General features: G+C 62.8%; 13 protein-coding genes. 5 read left to right on the forward strand and 8 right to left on the reverse strand.

Going from position 1 to position 16,575, the window contains the following annotated elements; all coding sequences use genetic code 11:
• Positions 1-88: 88 nt before the first annotated feature.
• From DXT88_RS00880 to DXT88_RS00900, 5 genes are all read left to right on the forward strand, one after another.
• Entirely contained in the window at positions 89-1,003 is a 915-nt protein-coding gene (locus tag DXT88_RS00880; RefSeq protein ID WP_016834204.1) for a LysR family transcriptional regulator, read from the forward strand.
• A gap of 290 nt (positions 1,004-1,293) precedes the next feature.
• Positions 1,294-2,631: an MFS transporter gene (locus DXT88_RS00885; RefSeq protein ID WP_265211050.1), complete on the forward strand. Its 1,338-nt coding sequence runs from the start codon at positions 1,294-1,296 to the stop codon at positions 2,629-2,631.
• 108 nt (positions 2,632-2,739) lie between these two features.
• Positions 2,740-3,723, forward strand: coding sequence for a M14 family metallopeptidase (locus DXT88_RS00890; protein ID WP_265211051.1), 984 nt, complete (start codon positions 2,740-2,742; stop codon positions 3,721-3,723).
• A 33-nt stretch (positions 3,724-3,756) separates the two neighbouring features.
• Entirely contained in the window at positions 3,757-5,379 is a 1,623-nt protein-coding gene (locus DXT88_RS00895; protein ID WP_265211052.1) for a methyl-accepting chemotaxis protein, read from the forward strand.
• 242 nt (positions 5,380-5,621) lie between these two features.
• Positions 5,622-7,130 (forward strand): SulP family inorganic anion transporter, encoded by a 1,509-nt coding sequence (locus tag DXT88_RS00900; protein ID WP_265211054.1) that lies wholly within the window; start codon positions 5,622-5,624, stop codon positions 7,128-7,130.
• Here the strand turns inward: DXT88_RS00900 and DXT88_RS00905 are convergent.
• The 8 genes from DXT88_RS00905 to DXT88_RS00940 form a co-directional block, all read right to left on the reverse strand.
• Positions 7,127-7,765: a DUF2325 domain-containing protein gene (locus DXT88_RS00905; RefSeq protein WP_265211055.1), complete on the reverse strand. Its 639-nt coding sequence runs from the start codon at positions 7,763-7,765 to the stop codon at positions 7,127-7,129. The two genes, DXT88_RS00900 and DXT88_RS00905, sit on opposite strands and share 4 nt — an antisense overlap.
• 36 nt (positions 7,766-7,801) lie before the next feature.
• Entirely contained in the window at positions 7,802-8,413 is a 612-nt protein-coding gene (locus tag DXT88_RS00910; protein ID WP_265211056.1) for a superoxide dismutase, read from the reverse strand.
• A 275-nt stretch (positions 8,414-8,688) separates the two neighbouring features.
• Positions 8,689-9,192: a DUF1993 domain-containing protein gene (locus DXT88_RS00915; RefSeq protein WP_265211058.1), complete on the reverse strand. Its 504-nt coding sequence runs from the start codon at positions 9,190-9,192 to the stop codon at positions 8,689-8,691.
• Between the two features lie 36 nt (positions 9,193-9,228).
• A complete protein-coding gene (locus DXT88_RS00920) occupies positions 9,229-9,408 on the reverse strand; it encodes a hypothetical protein (RefSeq protein ID WP_265211060.1) in 180 nt (59 codons plus the stop codon).
• Between the two features lie 42 nt (positions 9,409-9,450).
• Complete coding sequence (locus DXT88_RS00925) at positions 9,451-11,019, reverse strand: efflux transporter outer membrane subunit (protein ID WP_321161086.1); 1,569 nt, start codon at positions 11,017-11,019, stop codon at positions 9,451-9,453.
• A gap of 29 nt (positions 11,020-11,048) precedes the next feature.
• Positions 11,049-14,273, reverse strand: coding sequence for an efflux RND transporter permease subunit (locus DXT88_RS00930; RefSeq protein ID WP_265211062.1), 3,225 nt, complete (start codon positions 14,271-14,273; stop codon positions 11,049-11,051).
• Between the two features lie 48 nt (positions 14,274-14,321).
• Positions 14,322-15,533 (reverse strand): efflux RND transporter periplasmic adaptor subunit, encoded by a 1,212-nt coding sequence (locus DXT88_RS00935; protein ID WP_265211063.1) that lies wholly within the window; start codon positions 15,531-15,533, stop codon positions 14,322-14,324.
• An 11-nt stretch (positions 15,534-15,544) separates the two neighbouring features.
• Positions 15,545-16,387 carry an alpha/beta hydrolase gene (locus DXT88_RS00940; protein WP_016834217.1) on the reverse strand — a complete coding sequence of 281 codons (843 nt, stop codon included), beginning with the start codon at positions 16,385-16,387 and terminating at the stop codon, positions 15,545-15,547.
• Positions 16,388-16,575: the final 188 nt, after the last annotated feature.

Consider the following 16,575-nt stretch of genomic DNA (forward strand, 5'->3'; position numbering starts at 1 on the left):
CCTGCCTCGAACGGAGAGGCGTGTCCGACGTCCGACGTCCGCCGACGCTGCGCTCGGATAGAATCTGCAAAAAACAAGGAGTGAGACGGTGCACCTGATCTGGCTGGAAGACTTCATCGAACTGGCGCGCACGCGCAGTTTTTCGCGCGCGGCGGAGAACCGCTTCGTCACGCATCCGGCATTCGGTCGCCGCATCAAGGCGCTGGAGCAATGGGTGGGGGCCGAGCTGGTGGTGCGCACGCATCCGGTGTCGCTGACGGCGGCCGGGCAATTGTTCCTCGACGCGGCGACGCATTCGACCGACGTGCTGTATGCCGCGCGGGCGCAATTGCAGGACGGCTCCGGGCCGGCCGAGAAGACCTTGCGCGTGGCGACCGGCCGCACGCTGGCGCGCACGTTTTTCCCCGATTGGTACGAGAACATCAACCAGCGCTTCGGTCCGTTCCCGGTGTCGGTCAGCACCGGCGGCGCGCAGGAAGTGATCTTGCGGCTGGGCGCCGGCGATGCCGATCTGCTGGTGATCTATTCGAGCCCGACCACACGCCTGTTGATCGATCCGATGCGATACGAATCGCTGACGCTGGCGCGCGAAATCCTGCTGCCGGTGGTGGCCGCAGACGCCAAGGGGCGGCCGCGCTTCAAGCTGGCGCCGGCCAATGCGGCGATCCCGACACCGTGGCTGGGCTTTTCGCAATCGCTGACCTTGCGCGGCGTGCTGGCCAAGCATCTGGCCGGCTTGCCGAAGAAGGTGTCGCTGCGCATGGTGTACGAAGCCGACTCCTACGAATCCATCCACGAGATGGCCCGCCGCGGCGTTGGCGTCGCCTGGTTGCCGCAGCGGCTGGTGCAGGAAGACGTCAACGAACGTCGCCTGCTGGTCATCGGCGAACCGGAGATGCGGGTCAACTTCGACATTTCCTTGTACCGCGTGCGCGGCAATGACGATGCGCTGGTCAATGCCATCTGGGACGGCGTCGCTTCGGATGCCATCGACCGCTCCTGAGGGTTGATCCGCTTGCTGCGGCCACGCTCCGCAGCAAAAAGCACAGGCCTGTGCCGAAACGGCAATAAGCAAAAAATCGCGCTCACTATACTCCGTCAAAGTTCTCGCAACGCATGTCGGTTCGTCTGGAAAGATGCTCACAAATAGGGTGCAATAGAGCACAACACGCACTATTTTCGAGCATCCCGCCAGACCTCTCGCAGCATTCGAGCCACCTAGAATAAGCACGCAGACACGGCTGCCCCCGGCAGCAACACTGCGTAGCGCCAAGAGAGAATGGGAGTCACCGCATGTCAGCCGAATTCGAGTCGTCGTCACTGTCCGCAGCCACCGCAACCACGGCAGCCAAGCGCAAAAATCCCTGGAAGGAAATCTGCGCCGCCAGCATCGGCAACGCGCTCGAATTTTACGATCTGCTGATCTACGGTTACTTCGCCGTGGTGATCGGCAAGCTGTTCTTCCCGACGCAGGACGAGACCACTTCGCTGCTGCTCAGCGTAGGCACCTTCGGCATCTCCTTCGTGATTCGTCCGCTCGGCGCCATCGTGCTCGGCTCCTATGCCGACCGCGCCGGACGCAAGGCCTCGTTGACCGTATCGATCCTGATCATGATGGTCGGCACGGCGATGATCGCGTTTGCACCGACCTACGCGCAGATCGGCATCGCTTCGCCGCTGATCATCATCGTGGCGCGTCTGCTGCAAGGCTTTTCCACGGGCGGTGAATTCGGCGCCGCCACCGCCTTCATGGTGGAGCATGCCGACGCCAGGCGACGCGGCTTCTTCGCCAGCTGGCAGTTGTCGACGCAAGGCCTGGCGACGGTGCTCGCGGCCGGCGTCAGCGCCTTGCTCAGCTATAACCTGACGGACGCGCAGCTCAACGACTGGGGCTGGCGCGTGGCGTTCTGCTTCGGCTTGCTGGTGGGACCGGTCGGTCTCTATATCCGCAGCCAGATCGATGAAACACCGGAGTTCAAGAAGATCGCGGCCGAAGCAGCTGTCGCCAAGGCGGAGAAATCGCCGCTGATGCTCGTGCTGGTGCGCGACCGCGTCAAGCTGCTGCTCGCCATCGGCGTGGTGGCCGGCGCTACCGCCTTCAATTACGTGCACAAGCTGTACATGCCGACGTATGCGCTCAAGCAATTGCACATTCCCGCCACCTCGTCCTTCATCGGCGCGCTGATCACCGGCCTGGTGCTGATGTTGACGGCGCCGGTGTTCGGCACCTTGTCGGATCGCTACGGCCGCTTCCGCGTGCTGACGATCGCCATGGTATCGATCGGCCTGACCTCGTATCCGCTGTTCATGCTGCTCAACGCCTGGCCGACCGTGACCACGCTGATCGCGGTGCAAGGCATCGTGGGCGTGCTGATCGCCGCCTGTCTCGGGCCGATCCCGGCGATGCTGTCGGACATCTTCCCGACGGAGACGCGCGGCACCGGCCTTGCCCTGAGCTACAACTTCTCGGTGACCTTGTTCGGCGGCTTTTCGCCCTTGATCGTGACGTGGATGATCGCCGCCACGGAGAACAAGATGGCGCCGAGCTTCTACGTCATGGCGACCGCGTTGATCAGCCTGGTTGCAGTGATCGTGCTGGGCCGCCGCATGGGACGCCATCCGACGCCGTAAGCGGACCCCCTTCTTCATTTCCCTATTTTTACTCATTTTCAATTCTTCAGGCCGGATGCGCAGCAGCGCATCCGTTCACATCGTCAGCCTGGACACCGGAGCACTCGCATGAAAACCTTGGAACAAGTACGCGCACAACTGAAACACTATCCGGTCGAGGTGGAATTTCCCGACATCGCCAGATGGCAGCACGGCAATACCGGCATCGACTACGTGCACAGCATCGACAGCGGTGTCGCCGGCCCGCACGTGATGATCATGGCGCTGATGCATGGCAATGAAGTCAGCGGCGCCATCACCGTCGGTCGTCTGCTGCAGGCCGATCTGCGCCCGTTGAAGGGACGCATCACGCTCGGTTTCGCCAACGTCGAAGCCTATCGCCGCTTCGATGCACGCAACCCGGATGCGACGCGTTACATTGACGAAGACATGAACCGTGTCTGGTCGTCGTCGCGCCTGGACGGCGCCGAGGACAGTGTCGAACTACGCCGCGCGCGTCAGCTGCGTCCCATCATCGACACGGTCGACTACATGCTCGACCTGCATTCCATGCACGAAGAAGCGCCGCCGCTGATCGTCAGCGGTCCACTCGAGAAAGGTATTCAGTTTTCCGCCGAGGTCGGCGCGCCGGAACACGTGATCATCGACGTCGGTCATCCCAACGGCAAGCGCATGCGCGACTATGCCGGCTTCGGCGATCCAGGCAGCGCCAAGAATGCCTTGCTGATCGAGACCGGCCAGCACTTCTCCACACGCAGCAAGGACGTGGCGATGGATGCGGCCTGCCGCTTCCTGATCGCCACCGGCGTGATGGCCGAGCTCGACTTGCGCGCCTTCATGCTGGCGACTGCGCCGGCGCAGCAGCGCTTCATCCGCGTGACCGAGCCGGTGGTGGCGACGTCCTACGATTTTGAATTTGCCGAAGACTATCGCGGCATGGAAATCGTCGCCAAGGCCGGCACCGTCATCGCCCGCGAAGGCGCACGCGAATTCGTCACGCCGTACGACAACTGCGTCATCGTCATGCCGTCGCTGCGCCAGCTCGGGCCTGGCGTGACCGTGGTGCGGCTGGGCCACATCGTCGCGCGCTAGTCAGCCGTGCCAGTCACCTTCATCGGGGGAAATATGCGCATCATGGGAAGAATGAAGATCGGCAAGCGGCTGACACTGGGCTTTGCCGCCATCATGCTGTTGTCCATCGTCATCACGGCCATCGGCATCTGGCGCCTGCAGGCGGTGTCGGACGTCACGCGTGCGATGGTGGAGCAGTCGGCCCGCAAGGAGCGCCTGATCTCGAGCTGGTACGGCAGCCTGCGCGCCGGCATCGTGCGCACGATCGCGATTTCGCGCAGCGCCGATCCCACCTTGAAAACATATTTCATCGATGAAGCCAAGGCCTCAACCAACAACTCCACGCGCCTGCAAAAGGAAGTCGGCGAGTTGTTGAGCAGTGATGAAGAAAAATCCCTGTTCCAAAATATTGGTGAACGGCGCAAGGTCTATCTGGCGTCGCACTATCGCATCCTCGACCTGAAGTCGGCCGGCAATGTCGAGGAAGGCAATCGCCTGCTCGATCAGGAGTTCGTGCCGCTGGCCAGGAGCTATCAGGACTCCATGCTCAAGTTGCTGGAACTGGAACAGCGCGACATCGACAAGACCACGCAGCAGATCGACGACATCGCCGCCGGCAGCCGCCGCCTGCTGCTGATCCTGGAAGGGCTGTCACTGTTGCTGGGATGTTTCTGCGCCTGGTATCTGACCGTGGGCATCACGCGCCCGATCAATGCCGCGCTGGGGATTTCGCGCCGCGTCGCTGCCGGCGATCTGACCACGCAAGTCAGCGGTGGCGATGGCAAGAGCGCTGATGAAGTCGGGCAATTGCTGTCGTCCCTCAACGACATGAACGGCAGCTTGCGCAACATCGTCAGCAATGTGCGCCAAGGCACCAATACGATTGCGGTGGCGTCCGCCGAGATCAGTGTCGGCAACCACGATCTGTCGGCGCGCACCGAGCAGCAGGCCAGCGCCCTCGAAGAGACCGCATCGGCGATGGAAGAACTGATCTCCACCGTGCGCCAGAATGCCGACAACGCCGACACGGCCAGCCGTCTGGCTGCGGCAGCGTCCGGCATCGCGGTCGAGGGCGGTGAAGTGGTCGGTCGCGTGGTGGCGACCATGAGCGCCATCAACGGCTCGTCGCGCAAGATCGTCGATATCATCAGCGTGATCGACGGGATTGCCTTCCAGACCAATATCCTGGCCCTCAACGCCGCCGTTGAAGCCGCGCGTGCGGGTGAGCAGGGCCGCGGCTTTGCCGTCGTGGCAAGCGAAGTGCGCAGCCTGGCGCAACGCAGCGCCACCGCCGCAAAAGAGATCAAGTTGCTGATCGACGACTCGGTCAGGACGGTCGGCGAAGGCGGCGTGCTGGTGGAGCAGGCCGGCGCCACCATGGAGCGCGTGGTGGGCAGCGTGCGCAAAGTGGCGGAGATCGTCGGCGAGATCAGCCTGGCCAGCCGCGAACAAGCGTCCGGCATCGAGCAGGTCAACCACGCCATCAGCCAGATGGATGAAATGACCCAGCAGAACGCCGCGCTGGTGGAAGAGGCCGCAGCGGCGGCGTCTTCCATGCAGACGCAGGCGGCTTCGCTGGCGCAACTGGTGAGCGTGTTTTCGCTCGATCATGGGGCGCGTCCGGCGGCGTCGTTGGGTTCGCAATCGCTTGCGCCTGCGCTGACGCGGCTGGCGTGAGGCCGGAGCAAGGCGCGGATGCGGTAAAATGCGCGGATCGGCGCCGCATTTCGCGGGCGCCGGTCCGGTTTGCACCTTGCCTTCTGCGCAACAATCTGACATCTCCATTTCCCTGAAGCCGCCCATCGTTTTATCCGGCGTCGTCTTTCCTGCAGGTCGTCATCGCTGTTTCTCCAGTTGCTGGTGTGCATATTGCATGGACACCGAAGTGCGCGCCGGCATCGGATTATGGATAACGACCAATGAATACAACTTCCTTTCGCGACGAATGGTTCTCGCACGGCAAAGCCAATGTGCTGGCCGGCCTGACGTCGTCGTTTGCGCTGGTGCCCGAGTGCATCGCGTTCGCACTCGTGGCCCAGATCAACCCGCTGATGGGCTTGTACGGCGCCTTCTTCATCTGCACCATCACTGCGCTGTTCGGCGGTCGGCCGGGCATGATTTCCGGCGCGGCCGGTTCGATGGCGGTGGTGATCGTGGCGCTGGTGGCGCAGCACGGCGCCCAATACTTCCTGTTGACGGTGGTGCTCAGCGGCGTGCTGATGCTGCTGTTCGGCGCACTGCGGCTGGGCAAGCTGATCCGCATGGTGCCGCATCCGGTGATGCTGGGTTTCGTCAACGGCCTGGCGATCGTGATCGCGATGGCGCAGTTCGAACATTTCAAACAGACCGACGCGAGCGGCACGCACTGGCTGCACGGCGCGCCGCTGCTGATCATGGCGGCGCTGGTGGCGGTGACGATGCTGATTGTTTACCTGTTGCCGCGCCTGACGCGCGCGATCCCGCCGGCGCTGGCGGCGATCGTCGGCGTAGCCGTGCTGAGCCAGGCGACCGGTTTGCCCACGCGTACGCTGGGCGACATGGCGCACATTGCGGGCGGCCTGCCGATGTGGCATTTTCCCGAGGTGCCGCTGACGCTGGAGACCTTGCGCATCGTTGCGCCGTACGCGGTGCTGATGGCCATCGTCGGTTTGCTGGAAACGCTGCTGACGCTCAATCTGACCGATGAAATCACCGAGACGCGCGGCCAGGCCAATCGCGAATGCCTGGCGCTGGGCGCGGCCAATGTGGTGTCGGGCCTGTTCGGCGGCATGGGCGGTTGCGCCATGATCGGCCAGACCATGATCAATCTCAGCTCGGGCGGCCGTTCACGGCTGTCGGGCGTGGTCAGCGGCGTGATGATTTTGTTGTTCATCCTGTTCCTGTCGCCGCTGATCGAGCGTATTCCGCTGGCCGCGCTGGTGGGCGTGATGTTCGTGGTGGCGCAGCAGACCTTTGCCTGGGGTTCGCTGCGCGTGCTCGGCAAGGTGCCGCGCAACGATGCGCTGGTGATCGTCGCGGTCACGGTGATTACGGTATTTACGGATCTGGCGGTGGCGGTGCTGTGCGGCATCGTGATTGCGGCGCTCAATTTCGCCTGGCAGCATGCGCGCGAGATTCGCGCCGAGGTGCAGGATTCCGGTGATGGCGAAAAAACCTACGTCCCGCATGGCACGCTGTTCTTCGCATCGACCGCGCATTTCCAGGAGCTGTTCGATCCGGCGCAGGATCCGCAACGGGTGGTAGTCGATTGCCGCCATCTGCATCTGGCCGATCATTCGGCCATCGCTGCGTTGGAAGCGCTGTCCGAGCGCTACACCCGCGCCGGAAAACACCTGCGTCTGGCGCAGTTGTCACGCCGCAGCCATCAATTGCTGCAGCGTGTGGGCATGGATGTCGGCGAGCCGGAAATGGCCGGCGCGCGTCGTTAATCTTTGGGGATGAGATCCGCAGGGGCGTGCTGTTCCAGCGCGCTGCCGCTGCTGCTGCCGCCATCACCGTCCTGGTGAATGCGCACGATGCGTACGCTGGCCGGTTGTTCCACCAGCATGCAGGTCTTGCCGGTGCGCTTGCAGTGGTCCTGCACGCGCCAGTAGGCGCCGTGACTCAGGCAGCCGGTCTGGCAGATCACCAGGTCGGCCGCCACGATGGCGGCTTCCAGTCCTGAGAGTTCGCCCGATTCCGCCGACTCCGCTGATTCCCTCTTCTTCCGTTCGCCGGTCATCGTCGAAGAAATCGCGGGGGCATACACCGGCAGCAATTTCTCCCGCATCAACTCCTCCAGGCGTTTGCTCAGTTCCTTCACCCGCCGCGCCAGCGTCGCGCGTTGCGGCAGGTCGGGGATCGCCGCCTCCAGCGCAGCACGGTCTTCATACGCCCAGGCCACCGCCGAGTCGCGCGCGATCACGGCCGCGCGCAGGCGCATGGTCTGCGCCTTGAGTGAGGCGATTTCGGCGGCCTGCTCCTGGATCACGGCGCTGCAGCGACGCTGTACCCGCGCCAGGTGCGAGACCATGGCGCGTTGCTCCTGTTCCAGCAGCGCGACATCCTGAATGTGCATGGTCATGTAGCGGTCCTCCTTTCCTTCGTGAACCCGGCTGTCTTATTGCAAGGCTGCTGCATGGCGGCGCGCGACTTCCGGCCAGTTGACGACGTTGTAGAAGGCGCCGATATATTCCGGGCGGCGGTTCTGGTAGCGCAGGTAATAGGCGTGTTCCCACACGTCGAGGCCGAGAATCGGCGTGTTGCCGTTCATCAGCGGACTGTCCTGGTTGCCGCTGCTTTCGACGATCAGCTTCTTTTGCGGCGTGACGCTGAGCCAGGCCCAGCCGCTGCCGAAGCGTGAGATCGCGGCCTTGGTGAAGGCTTCCTTGAAGACGTCGAAGCCGCCCAGTTCGGCATCGATGGCGGCTGCCAGTGTGCCTTCGGGTTTGCCGCCGCCGTCCGGCGACATGACCAGCCAGAACAGCGAGTGGTTGGCGTGGCCGCCGCCCTGGTTGATCACGGCGGCCTTGAGGTTGTCGGGGACCTCCTTGACGCGCGTCACCAGTTCTTCGACGCTGAGTTTTTCCCACTCGGTGCCGGCGACGGCGGCGTTGAGGTTGTTGATGTAGGTCTGGTGATGTTTGGCGTGGTGGATTTCCATGGTCTGTGCATCGATGTGCGGCTCCAGCGCGTCGTAGGCGTAAGGCAGGGCGGGAAGGTTGTATGGCATGGTTCTCTCCGGTTGTGGATCACATGGCCGGCGCAAGGGCCGGAATGGACTGGGAGGCTGCCGTATGGGTGGCGCTATCGCTTGCAAAATTTGCAAGGCCTGGACCGCGATGGTGCAGGCGCACGAAGGATGTCGATTTTAGAGGAAAACCGCGAAGCCATATCCCTACATGTCATAGGCCCATTTTCCGGGCGTGGCAATCGCTGCCGCAATGTAAAAGAGCCGGCATGTGCCGGCTCCTTGTTCAGACTGATGAAACTGGTTCTGCGTATCGATCAGAAACCGAGGTAATCCATCTTGCCGATCTTCACGCCCTTGTGACGCAGGATGTCGTAAGCGGTGGTGACGTGGAACAAGAAATTCGGCAGCGCAAACGTCAGCAGGTAAGCCTGGCCGGTGAACCTGGTCTCGTTGCCGCGCAGCTTGATGACGATTTCGCGTTCTGCGCTGCCGTCGAGCTGTTCCGGCGTCACGGTCTCGAGGAAGGCGATGGTCCTGGCGATGCGTTCCTGCAGTTGCGGGAAGGTTGTTTCTTCGTCGGCGAAGCTGGGCGGCTGGATCGCCGACAGGCGCGAGGCGCCGAACTTGGCGGCGTCGCTGGCGCGCTGGATCTGGCCGGCAAGCGGATACATGTCTTCAAACAGGCGCGCGGTCAGGAGGGTGTCCGGATCGAGCTTGTTCTCTTCGGCGTGAGCGGCGGCCTTGTTGAGCAAGGTCGACAGATTGTTCAGCGCGCGGATGAAGACGGGAATGGAAATCTGATGCATGGTGAGCGACATGATGACTCCTGGAATGAATGAAATGATTGGCGACGTTCACGACGCCTGCCATTTTTTAACGGCAACAGGGAACAACAACGGCTGCTTGATGCTGTCCATCATAAAGACAATGTAACGACAACGCAGGGACAACACAAAAGCGCCGCAGGGAATAAAAAAGCCGACCAGCTCGGCATGGGCAACCGCTCCGGTCGGCAAGGGGACGAAACACCTCATGGCGATCCACGGTGTCAATGGCAGTGGACCGCCCTTACGTACTTACATCTTGTTGCCGGCAGCGTCGTTCTTTGTCTGCGGGTTGACCTGTGCTGCGGTCGGCGCCGACGGACCATGCCAGCCGCCGCCGAGTGCGCGGATCAGGTTGACGGTCGAGCGGGCGCGTTCGCCGTCGAGCTGGACTGCAGCACGCTGTTGTTGCAGCACGGTGCGATCGGCATCGATCACGTTGAAGTAGCTGACCGAGCCTTCGCGGTATTGCACATGCGACAGCCTGGCGGCGCGGTTCGATGCCGACACCGCGTCATCCTGCGCGCGGGTCTGGTCGCCCAGGATGCGCAGGCTGGCGAGGTTGTCTTCGACTTCCTGGAACGCCGTGAGGACGGTCTGGCGATAGTTGGCGACATCTTCTTCATACGCAGCGCGGGCGCGGTTGACGCCGGCTTCACGGCGGCCGCCGTCGAAGATCGGCAAGGTCAGCGCAGTGCCCACCAGCGGACCCAGCAGGAAGGTGCGGCTGGACCAGTTGAACAGGTCGCCCAGCTTGGCCGATTCATAACCGAGACCGCCGGTCAGATCCAGACGCGGGAACCAGGCCGAACGGGCTACGCCGACACGGGCATTGGCAGCCGCCATGGCGCGTTCGGCAGCGGCGATGTCGGGACGGCGTTCCAGCAGGTCGGACGGCAGGCCGGCCGGAATCGTGATCGACAAACGTTGCAGCGGTTGCGGCTTGAAGTCGAACTCGGCCGGCGTCTTGCCCAGCAGGATCGCCAGCGCATGTTCTGCATTGGCGCGCTGACGGGCGATGCCGAAGGACTCCGATTGCGCGGAAGCCAGTTCCGATTTGGCGCGGGCGACGTCGACTTCGCTGATGTCGCCTTCATCGAAACGGCGTTGCACCAGCTTCAGCGATTGCGTGCGCAGATCGACGGTGCCGCTGTACAGCTCTTGCTCGGCATCGAGTTCGCGCAGCAGGAAGTATTGCTGGGCGACGTCGGCTTGCAGCGCCAGGCGCACCGAATGGAACAGCGCTTCGCTGCGTTGTGCATCGGCGGTGGCCGCATCCACGGTGGAGGCGACGCGACCGAACAGGTCGGCTTCATACGACACGCCCAACTGTGCACGCCAGAGGGTGTTCGGCGTGGTGTTGGCGTCCGGCGCCAGACCTTGTGAGGCCGGCGACGGACGTTGACGGGTCGCGCCGAAGCCGGCGTTGACTTGCGGGAACAGGCCGGAGCGGGCGTCCTGGCGCAATGCGCGCGACTGGCTCAGGCGGGCGGCGGCAGCCTTCAGGTTCTGATTGGCTTCCAGCGCCTGGACTTCCAGGGCGTTGAGGCCTTCGTCGTTGAAGATCTTCCACCATTCGCCGCGGGCCAGGTCTTCCGCCGGTTGCGCGGTCTTCCAGTCGGAAGCTGCCTTGGCGTTGGCAGATTCGTCGGCGGCTTCCTTGTAGGCGACCGAAGTGTTCACCGCCGGACGTTCGTAAGTCGGCGCCAGCGAGCAGCCTGCCAGCACCAGCATTGCCGCCAGCAGAGCGGAACTGATCCGGAGCGGCTTGAGCAGCTTGCCGCCCAGGCCTCCGAGGTTATTGATTGATAGTGCGTTCATGTTATTTTTCCTTTGCTCATCGGCCGCGATTAACGACCATCGTGCGAGTCAGCTGGAGCAGCATGCTGGTCCACATGCGACCCCGCAGTCAGCGGCGCTTCATGCTTGTGTGCGGAGTGCAGTTTCTTGCCGCCGCCGATGCTACGCAGCAGCACATAGAACACCGGTGTCAGGAACAGGCCGAACAGCGTCACGCCCAGCATGCCGAAGAACACCGCGATACCCATCGCATGGCGCATTTCCGAACCGGCGCCCGACGACGTCACCAGCGGCACCACGCCCATGATGAACGCGATCGAGGTCATCAGGATCGGACGCAGACGCAGACGGCTGGCGTCGATGGCGGCGCGGATCACGGTGCTGCCTTGCAGTTCCAGTTCGCGGGCGAATTCCACGATCAGAATCGCGTTCTTCGCCGACAGGCCCACCAGCACCATCAGGCCGATCTGGGTGAAGATGTTGTTGTCGCCCTTGGTCAGCCAGACACCGGTCAGCGCCGCCAGGATGCTCATCGGCACGATCAGGATCACGGCCAGCGGCAGGGTCAGGCTTTCATACAGCGCAGCCAGCACCAGGAACACCAGCAGCACGCTGATCGGGAACACCCACACGCCGGCATTGCCTGCCAGGATCTTCTGGTATGTCAGGTCGGTCCATTCAAAGCGCACGCCGCGTGGCAGGGTCGCTTTGGCAACGCGTTCAGCTGCTTTCTCGGCCTGATCCGACGAGTAGCCGGGAGCCGGGCCGCCGTTGATGTCGGCAGCGGTGAAGCCGTTGTAACGCACCACCATTTCAGGACCGAAGGTCTGCTTGACCTTGACCACCGAAGACAACGGCACCATGTCGCCTGCCGCATTGCGGGTCTTGAGCTGGCCGATGTCGTCGGCCTTGGCGCGGAACTGCGCATCAGCCTGGGCACGCACCTGATACACGCGGCCGAAACGGTTGAAGTCGTTGACGTACAGCGAACCCAGATAGATTTGCATGGTGTTGAACACGTCGGTCACGGGAATGCCGAGCTGCTTGGCTTTTACGCGGTCGAGGTCGACGTCCAGTTGCGGCACGTTGATTTGGTAGCTCGAGAACATCGGACCCAGTGCAGGTTCTTTCTTGGCCGCCTGCATGAAGGCTTGTGCCGCGGCATCGAGTTCAGCGTAACCGACCGCGCCGTGATCTTCGATCTGCATCTTGAAGCCGCCCAGCGTACCCAGGCCCATCACTGGCGGCGGTGGGAACACGGCCGTGAAGGCTTCCTTGATGCCGCCGAATTTCTTGTTCAGCGACATGGCGATGGCGGTGCCCGACAGTTCCTTGCTCTTGCGTTCTTCGAATGGCTTCAGGCCGACGAAGACGATACCGGCGGACGAACTGTTGGTGAAGCCGTTGATCGACAAGCCAGGGAAGGCGATCGCGCTGTCCACGCCCGGTTCCTTCAGCATGATGTCGCTCATCTTGCGCATCACGTCTTCACTGCGATCGATCGACGCGCCGTTAGGCAATTGCGCGAAGGCCACCAGGTATTGCTTGTCCTGGCCCGGCACGAAGCCGCCCGGCACGATGTAGGCGATGCCCACGGTGGCCGCCAGCAGCAGGGCGTACACGCCCATCGCGGAAGCCTTGCGCGAGATTACGCCCGTCACGCCCTTGCTGTAGCCTTCGGAAGCGCGGTTGAAGAAGCGGTTGAAGCGGACGAAGAAACCACCGAGGAAGCGGTCCATCTGACGCGTCAGCCAGTCCGGCTTGGCGCCGTGGCCCTTGAGCAGCATGGCAGCCAGCGCTGGCGACAGTGTCAGCGAATTGAATGCCGAGATCACGGTCGAAATCGCAATCGTCATCGCAAACTGTTTGTAGAACTGACCGGTCAGGCCCGTCATGAAGGCCAGCGGGACGAACACCGCCACCAGTGTCAGCGCAATCGCAATGATCGGACCGGACACTTCCTGCATGGCGCGGTAAGTCGCTTCACGCGGCGTCAGCCCGGCGCTGATGTTCCGTTCGACGTTCTCCACCACCACAATGGCATCGTCGACCACAATCCCGATGGCGAGCACCATGCCGAACAGCGACAGTGCGTTGATGGAATAACCGAAGCCCAGCATCAGCGAGAAAGTACCGACAATCGACACCGGCACGGCCAGCAGCGGGATGATCGAGGCACGCCAGGTTTGCAGGAAGATGATCACCACGATCACGACCAGCGCAATCGCTTCGAGCAGGGTATGCACCACGGCTTCGATACTGGCACGCACGAACTGGGTCGGGTCATACACGATCTTGTACTCGACCGACGACGGGAAGTCTTTCGACAGGTCCTTCATCGCGGCGCGCACTTGCGTCGACACGTCCAGCGCATTGGCGCCAGGCGCCTGGAAGATCGGGATCGCCACCGCAGGCTTGTTGTCCAGCAGCGCGCGCAGACCGTATTCGGACGCGGCCAGCTCGACGCGGGCGACGTCGCCCAGCTTGGTGATGGCGCCGCCGGCATCGCTCTTGAGGATGATTTCGCGGAACTCTTCTTCACTCTTCAGGCGGCCTTGCGCATTGACGGACAATTGCACCGGCACGTCGGGCGAGCTTGGCGAGGCGCCGATCACACCGGCGGCAACCTGCACGTTCTGTTCACGGATCGACTTGATGACGTCGCTGGCGGTCAGGCCGCGCTGCGAGACCTTGTTCGGATCCAGCCAGACGCGCATGGAGTAGTTGCCTGAACCGAACAGGCCGACTTCACCGACGCCCTGGATGCGCGCCAGACGGTCTTTCACGTTCAGCACCGCGTAGTTGCGCAGGTAGGTGGTGTCGTAACGGTTGTCCGGCGAGATCAGGTGGACCACCATGGTCAGCGTCGGCGAGCTCTTGATTGTTGTCACGCCCAGACGTTGCACGTCTTCAGGCAGACGCGGCAAGGCTTGCGCAACACGGTTCTGCACCAGTTGCTGGGCCTTGTCCGGGTCGACGCCGAGACGGAAGTTGACCGTGATGGTCAGGTTGCCGTCGCTGTTGGCCTGCGACTGCATGTACAGCATGTTTTCCACGCCGTTGATCTGCTCTTCCAGCGGCGAAGCCACGGTTTCGGCGATGACCTTCGGATTGGCGCCCGGATACGACGCGCGCACCACGACCGATGGCGGCACCACTTCCGGATATTCGGAAATGGGCAGCTGGAACATGGCCAACACCCCGGCCAGCAGCAGCAGTATCGACAGCACGCCCGCAAAAATCGGGCGGTCGATAAAGAATTTAGAAATGTTCATGGGAGTTCCCCGTTAATAATTTGATGCGGATCTTCTGGATCGATCTTGTTAAGCTTTTTTATCGGCCTTGGCCGCCGGTGCGGTACCGCCAGCGCCGGCAACCTTCACCATCGGCACCAGGTTCGGCGCTACGGTGTCGCCCGGACGGACGCGTTGGAGGCCGTTGACGACGACGCGTTCGCCCGACTTCAGGCCGCTTTCGATGACACGCAGGCCGTCCTGGTTGGCGCCGACGCGGACTTCACGGTAGGTAGCGTGGTTGTCCTTGTCGAGCACCAGCACGAAGCGCTTGTCCTGATCGGTGCCGAGCGCTTTTTCATCAACCAGCAAAGCATCCCGCGGTGCGCCGCCGCCGAGGCGAATGCGCGCATACAGGCCCGGCAGCAACTGGCCGTCGGCGTTGTCGAAGACGGCGCGCACGCGGATGGTGCCGGAGGAGGTGTCGATACGGTTGTCGATCGAACCGACCTTGCCTTCGCGCGAGTAAGCGTCTTCATTGGCCAGGCCCATGAATACCGCGACCGAGGTGCCCTTGGCGCGTGCCGGATTGACGTACTTCAGGAAGCTCTGTTCATCGACGTCGAAGGACGCGTAGATCTTCGACATCGACACCAGTGTCGACAGTGCCGGTGTCGCGGAACCGACCGAGACGATGTTGCCGACGGTGACTTCGGCGCGCGACATGCGACCGGAAACCGGTGCGACGATTTGCGTGTATTCCAGGTTCAGCCTGGCCGAACGCAGAGCGGCTTGCGCGGCTTGCACGTTGGCGGCGGCTTCGCGGGAAGCGTTTTGCTTTTCTTCATAGTCGCGCTTGGCGATGGCGTTGTCGCCCAGCAGGCGTTGACCGCGCGCTACATCCGAGGCGGTGTAGGCGGCACGGGCTTCGGCGCCGGCCAGTTGCGCTTGCGCGCGGGCGACTTCAGCGGCGTAAGGACGCGGGTCGATGGTAAACAGCACGTCGCCCTTCTTGACCATCGCGCCGTCCTTGAAGTGCACGGCGGTGAGGGTGCCGGATACCAGCGGACGGATCTCGACGCGGTCAACCGCTTCGAGGCGACCGGAATATTGCTGCCAGTCGGTGATCTGTTTGCTGACGACTTCGGCGACATCGACGCCGGCCGCTTGCGGCGCTTGCTGCGCGTTGGCGGTGGAGTCGACGCCGATGGCGGACAGGGTGCCGGCGACGGCGATGGCGATGACGGCGAACACGGCTGCCGTGACGGTGTAGCGATGACGCAATGTGATTTTGCTGGACATGATGGACCTCATTAAGACGGTTGGAATTGGAAAGCAGGGTTTGTTGGGCCTGCGATAGCACTGAAGCGACGACGCAGGAATTCGACGATTTCTTTAAGCAAGGGAATATGGCTGCGCAGCGCATCGTGCGTGATGCCGGCGAAGCGCGCGACCTGTGTATGCACGCCGGCGTGGATCAGCGAGGCGGCGTATTTTTCCGCTTCGGTGTGCAGTACGTCGCAGCCGGCCGTGGCGATGTACGCCGGCGGCAATCCGGCCAGGCGGCTGGCTTCCAGCGGCGCGGCATACGGGTGCAGGCGTTGCATGGTCTGCGGCAGGTACTGGCGATAGCGCAGCGCGCAAGCTTCGGCGGTCATGTCCGAGTTCAGGCGCTTGGCGTCGCCCAGCAAGGTCATGCTGGGATCGAGCATGGGGCTGATCAGCACCTGCGCGACGAACGGCGCCGAGCAGCGATCGCGCGTGATCATGGTCAGGCTGGCCGCCAGGTTGCCGCCGGCGTCGTCGCCGGCGACGGCGATCTGGTGCGGATCGATGTGCAGCATGCCGGCATTCTTGACGGCCCAGCAGGCGGCGGCGTAGGCGTCTTCCGGCGCGGCCGGGAACGGCTTGGCCGGCGCCAGCGCGTAGGCCACTGACAGCACTACGGCACGGCTGTGCTGTGCGATGTAGCGGGCTTGCAGGTCGGCGTCGTCCAAGCCGCCGGAGACGAAACCGCCGCCGTGGAAGTACAGCACCAGCGCCTGCAGGTCGCCGCTTTTCACGCGGCCTTGCGGTTGATACAGGCGCACGGGAATCGCGCCGATCGGACCGGGGACGGTGAAGTTGGTGACGGTTGAAGCTTGTTCGACTTCCATGATATTTGGGCGGCGGTTAACGCCGGATTCGCTAAGTTGAAGCGGATTGTGCGCCACAGCATGCGAACGGATAAAGCAGGCAAATCCAACAACACTGTTCGCCGAGCTCGAACAATAGGCGTAAAATACTCGAATTAGTTTGAGGTAAATCGATGCACGACCAATACCGATGCGGTTTTCCAATGTTT

This window comes from Herbaspirillum lusitanum (assembly GCF_026127345.1).
GTDB classification, from domain to species: domain Bacteria; phylum Pseudomonadota; class Gammaproteobacteria; order Burkholderiales; family Burkholderiaceae_D; genus Herbaspirillum; species Herbaspirillum lusitanum.

What these genes read in the sequence shown, in the direction of transcription:
- DXT88_RS00910 (WP_265211056.1), bottom strand. Translation starts at nt 8,413, where the DNA reads ATGCCATACAACCTTCCCGCCCTGCCTTACGCCTACGACGCGCTGGAG.
- DXT88_RS00920 (WP_265211060.1), bottom strand. Translation starts at nt 9,408, where the DNA reads ATGAGGTGTTTCGTCCCCTTGCCGACCGGAGCGGTTGCCCATGCCGAG.
- DXT88_RS00915 (WP_265211058.1), bottom strand. Translation starts at nt 9,192, where the DNA reads ATGTCGCTCACCATGCATCAGATTTCCATTCCCGTCTTCATCCGCGCG.
- DXT88_RS00935 (WP_265211063.1), bottom strand. Translation starts at nt 15,533, where the DNA reads ATGTCCAGCAAAATCACATTGCGTCATCGCTACACCGTCACGGCAGCC.
- DXT88_RS00895 (WP_265211052.1), top strand. Translation starts at nt 3,757, where the DNA reads ATGCGCATCATGGGAAGAATGAAGATCGGCAAGCGGCTGACACTGGGC.
- DXT88_RS00925 (WP_321161086.1), bottom strand. Translation starts at nt 11,019, where the DNA reads ATGAACGCACTATCAATCAATAACCTCGGAGGCCTGGGCGGCAAGCTG.
- DXT88_RS00940 (WP_016834217.1), bottom strand. Translation starts at nt 16,387, where the DNA reads ATGGAAGTCGAACAAGCTTCAACCGTCACCAACTTCACCGTCCCCGGT.
- DXT88_RS00900 (WP_265211054.1), top strand. Translation starts at nt 5,622, where the DNA reads ATGAATACAACTTCCTTTCGCGACGAATGGTTCTCGCACGGCAAAGCC.
- DXT88_RS00890 (WP_265211051.1), top strand. Translation starts at nt 2,740, where the DNA reads ATGAAAACCTTGGAACAAGTACGCGCACAACTGAAACACTATCCGGTC.
- DXT88_RS00885 (WP_265211050.1), top strand. Translation starts at nt 1,294, where the DNA reads ATGTCAGCCGAATTCGAGTCGTCGTCACTGTCCGCAGCCACCGCAACC.
- DXT88_RS00905 (WP_265211055.1), bottom strand. Translation starts at nt 7,765, where the DNA reads ATGACCATGCACATTCAGGATGTCGCGCTGCTGGAACAGGAGCAACGC.
- DXT88_RS00930 (WP_265211062.1), bottom strand. Translation starts at nt 14,273, where the DNA reads ATGAACATTTCTAAATTCTTTATCGACCGCCCGATTTTTGCGGGCGTG.